We start from the raw sequence: 4,322 nt of genomic DNA, 5'->3' as shown, positions 1-4,322 counted from the left end.
GGTAATGATAGAGGCCCCTTGTATCAAGGAGCTTTGAAAGGAACAAGGCGAAAGAGAAGCATCAACTTTACAGTCATTAGGGGTTTATGCTTAAGTTGATGGCTAGGTGCGCAGGCGGGGATGATAATGTTTTTTAGAAATTAAGACTAATAGAAAAATAGAGAAACGAGTAAGGAAAAAATATGATAGCTCGGATTTTAGATGGGCGTGCTTGTGCAGAGAAAGTAAAAGCGCGCGTTAAAGAAAATATATGTTTGCTCCAGGAAAAGGGGTCACCTTCTCCGGGATTGGCGGTCATTTTGGTTGGTAACGATCCTGCCTCGGCTACTTATGTAGCCCACAAGGAACGCGCCTGTCAGGCAGTGGGTATTCGATCCACTGTTTATCGGATGCCGAATACGATTACAGAATCAGAATTAGCGTCAAAACTCGATGAATGCAACCGCGATTCCAATACTCATGGCATCCTATTGCAGTTACCGTTGCCAGCTCATATCGATCCTGCTAATTTGCTTGAACGCATTCGACCAGATAAAGACATTGACGGTTTCCACCCTTATAATCTCGGCCGTCTAGTTCAACGTCGCCCAACCTTGCGTCCTTGTACTCCTTATGGCGTAATGACGCTTTTAACAGAAACTCATGAAAACCTTGAGGGAAAGCATGCTGTCATCGTAGGCGCTTCAAATATCGTTGGGCGGCCGATGGCTTTGGAATTGTTACTCGCCAAATGTACGGTAACGGTTTGTCATCGTTTCACACGAGATTTAGCCGAGCATGTCAAAAGCGCTGAGCTTTTGATTGTCGCTATTGGTAAACCGGGCATGATTCAAAGCGAATGGATTAAACCAGGAGCCATTGTCATTGATGTCGGCTTTAGTCGATTGAATCCAAATAAAATAGCAGGTGATATTGATTTTGAAACGGCAAAAGAAAGAGCATCCTGGATCACCCCTGTTCCTGGTGGAGTTGGCCCCATGACCGTAGCCACCTTGTTAAAAAACACGCTTAAAGCGACACAAACTTTTTTATACAATCAAACAAATAAGCCTCGCCAAATAACATCATAACGAAGCCTATTTTTGATTATTTAAGCGTTGACGTCAGAAAACAGCCCGCATCTCTCCTTTTAAGGTCTAGAGGGTTTTCTCCAGAAACAACCACCTGATAAAATAACATTATTTAACTCTGTTATATATTGAACAGGTAATTAACGGTTGCGTTAATGCCGCTAATTGCGACTCGTCCAGGGTTTTCTAGAACTCCTGAAACGGGGTTAATCGCCGTCTCTCCGGATTTACTTCTATACAATGCGTAGTCATAACTAAGGTCAACAAAGACATTTTTCATAAAATAATGCCTCCAACCGACACCAGCGATACCACCGTTCAAGCGATTCTTCACACTAACTGAAACTGGACCACGGCCAAAGAAGGTAGTTTTTCCCCACACAGTGGAATAACCAGCTTCCAAGTAAAGAGCGTTAGCTTCGTTTATTCTAATACCTGCTAACAGCATAGCAGTAAGGTGAGAACCTAAACGGGATCGATGAAAATAAACAGATAAAGGTGCATCTACTGGGACGCTTCGTACATTATCGTACTGGTATTGAGCCTTGACGCCTGCTATCCACCAGTCACTTGCGAAGGTATAACCCAATTCACCAATAGGACTAAATTGGGTTATTGAAGCAGAAACTGGGTGAAGCGTGCGAATAACATCGTCCCATATATAGGTATAAGACTTATATCCAAAACCTAAACCGATATGAAAACCATTCATATTAATCATGGGGATATTAGGACCGCCGCCAAAGGCAGCTCCAGCTAAGCTGCATAGTGCAGAAACGCCTATGGCGAGTTTCGTAGTTGTTTCCATGTCGAATTCTCCGTTTTCAACTAAAGTCAAAAAAAATAAAAAAGAGCCTACACTTTAAGCCTATATGGCTTTTCTCTAAAGCTATGAAATAAAGAATATCGATATCTTTTTTAAATGTCAACAACTAAATCCCATAAAACTATTAAACAAAGAAGAATTCTGAGTTTCTAATTGCTAACTGCTAATTGAGGATATTTAACGATAAAAAATAGGCATTGATTAAGTAATCTGTTTATTAATGTCGTTTTTGGTCTTTAATTTTATACTAAAATTAAGAATCTGATAATAATTCGTTTAGTGCTTTCACAAAACTGGCAGGGTCTTTAAGCTGCTCCCCTTCAGCCAAGAGGGCTTGATTAAGCAATAAATCGGCCCAACGATTAAAACGTGTTTTATCAGATTCATTTTTCACCCGCAAAATCAAAGGATGCGATGGATTAATTTCTAAAATAGGTTTTGCCTGCATGAAATCTTGACCTGTTTGTATTAATAGTCTTTGCAAATGGCCACTCATTTCATTTTCATCAAAAACAACACACGTAGGTGAATCCGTTAATCGATGAGTAATACGCACATCCTTTATTTTTTTACCTAAAATTTCTTTAAATTGTTTTAAAAGTTCATCAAAATCTTTTTCAAATTTTTCCGTTTCAATCTTTTCTTCTTTTTCAAAACCACCGAGATCTAAAGTCCCTTTTGCTATGGACTGCAAAGGTTTCCCTTCAAATTCATTAAGGTGAGCAACCAGCCACTCATCCACTTGATCGGACATAAGCAATACTTCGATGCCTTTTTTGCGAAAAACTTCTAGCAGAGGGCTATTTTTAGCGCTGGTATAGGTGTCTGCGATAATATAATAAATTTTATTTTGTTCCGACTTCATACGACTAATATATTCTTGCAAACTAACGTTTTGTTCATCCGTGTTATTATAAGTCGAGGCAAAGCGCAATAAATTAGCGACACAATCGCGATTAGCGAAATCTTCTGCTGGACCTTCTTTTAATACTTGACCGAAAGCTTTCCAAAAACGGGTATATTTTTCTTTGTCATTCTTCGACAGATCTTCCAACAAACTTAAAATACGCTTCACACAGCCAGCTTTTATTTTATTAATGACTTCATTGGACTGTAATAATTCACGCGAAATATTAAGGGGTAAATCATTTGAATCAACAATACCTTTGACAAAACGCAGGTACATTGGCATAAAATGTTCGGCATCATCCGTAATGAAAACACGCTTAACATAGAGCTTTAACCCGCGTTGCCCCTCGCGGTTCCAAAGATCAAAGGGTGCACGGGCTGGTATATACAGTAGAGTGGTGTATTCCAATTTACCTTCGACTTTATTGTGGACCCACGCTAATGGGTCTTCAAAATCGTGCGCAATGTGTTTATATAATTCTTTATATTCTTCGTCTTTAATTTTATCCTTCGGCAGCACCCACAAAGCGTTGGCGCGATTGACAACTTCTTCGGCGATTTGGTTTTTATCTTCATCGTCAGTACCAGTAGTTTTAATTTTTTTCATGACGATAGGCAATAAAATATGATCGGAATACTTGGTAATAATGGCACGCAATCGCAAGGGATCGAGAAATTCTTCTTCACTTTCTTTCAGATGCAAAACAACTTCCGTGCCGCGCGTCGGTTTATCAATGTTTTTAAGGGTATATTCACCCTCTCCTGTCGATTCCCATTCCACCCCTTGGTCGGGTTTCATGCCAGCCCGTCGCGTGCGAACGACGACTCGATCAGCAACAATAAAGGCTGAATAAAACCCAACGCCAAATTGGCCGATCAATTGTGAGTTTTCCGCCCTCTTTTCGGCTAATAATTCTCGGAAGGCTCGCGTTCCTGATTTCGCTATCGTGCCTAAATTTTCGATCACTTCTTTCCGGCTCATGCCAATTCCATTATCGCGAATGGTAATGGTGCGAGCGTTTTTATCGTAATCAATCCAAATTTTTAAGTCCGCATTATTTTCGTATAAAGCGGCATTAGAAAGTGCTTGGTAATGTAATTTATCGGCTGCATCAGAGGTATTAGAAATTAACTCGCGAAGAAAAATTTCTTTGTTACTGTAAAGTGAGTGGGCTACCAATTGTAATAACTGCTTGACTTCAGCTTCAAAGGATAGCGTTTCAACTTGGGGTTCTAAGGACATTGATGCAACTCCGGATTTCTAGGTTCTGATTTCCCTTATTTCGATATTGGGGTGGGAAGGAAAATTCCAAGGGTAACCTACGTTTATATTTGAGTCAACAGGCCATCTCAATAATTCTGACTTTAAGGCTTTCAATTCAGTTACTTCCGCTCAGGCGGGGAAGCAGGCGGCGCCAAAGGCGCGCCGCCGCTAATGTGTGCACTGCATCCCCGCCTGCGCACCTAGCCATCAACTTAAGCATAAACCCCTAATGACTGTAAAGTTGATGCTTCTC

The 4,322-nt window shown here is 40.6% G+C and carries 3 protein-coding genes; 1 reads left to right on the top strand and 2 read right to left on the bottom strand.

Going from position 1 to position 4,322, the window contains the following annotated elements; translation table 11 throughout:
- Positions 1-182: 182 nt before the first annotated feature.
- Positions 183-1,070, top strand: coding sequence for a bifunctional methylenetetrahydrofolate dehydrogenase/methenyltetrahydrofolate cyclohydrolase FolD (folD, locus tag FIV31_RS07340; protein ID WP_280124321.1), 888 nt, complete (start codon positions 183-185; stop codon positions 1,068-1,070).
- A gap of 121 nt (positions 1,071-1,191) precedes the next feature.
- Here folD and FIV31_RS07335 read toward each other — a convergent pair whose 3' ends face one another.
- Both FIV31_RS07335 and htpG read right to left on the bottom strand, forming a co-directional pair.
- On the bottom strand, positions 1,192-1,878 hold the full coding sequence (locus FIV31_RS07335; protein ID WP_280124320.1) for an outer membrane protein: 687 nt from the start codon (positions 1,876-1,878) through the stop codon (positions 1,192-1,194).
- A gap of 271 nt (positions 1,879-2,149) precedes the next feature.
- Positions 2,150-4,048, bottom strand: a complete 1,899-nt coding sequence (htpG, locus tag FIV31_RS07330; protein WP_280124319.1) for a molecular chaperone HtpG — start codon at positions 4,046-4,048, stop codon at positions 2,150-2,152.
- Positions 4,049-4,322 lie beyond the last annotated feature (274 nt).

Source organism: Coxiella endosymbiont of Ornithodoros amblus (assembly GCF_019425495.1).
In the GTDB taxonomy this organism is placed as follows: Bacteria; Pseudomonadota; Gammaproteobacteria; order Coxiellales; family Coxiellaceae; genus Coxiella.
The sequence above is the reverse complement of the archived record's forward strand: the minus strand, read 5'-3'. Positions and strand labels throughout refer to the sequence as shown.

What these genes read in the sequence shown, in the direction of transcription:
- FIV31_RS07335 (WP_280124320.1), bottom strand. Translation starts at nt 1,878, where the DNA reads ATGGAAACAACTACGAAACTCGCCATAGGCGTTTCTGCACTATGCAGC.
- folD (WP_280124321.1), top strand. Translation starts at nt 183, where the DNA reads ATGATAGCTCGGATTTTAGATGGGCGTGCTTGTGCAGAGAAAGTAAAA.
- htpG (WP_280124319.1), bottom strand. Translation starts at nt 4,048, where the DNA reads ATGTCCTTAGAACCCCAAGTTGAAACGCTATCCTTTGAAGCTGAAGTC.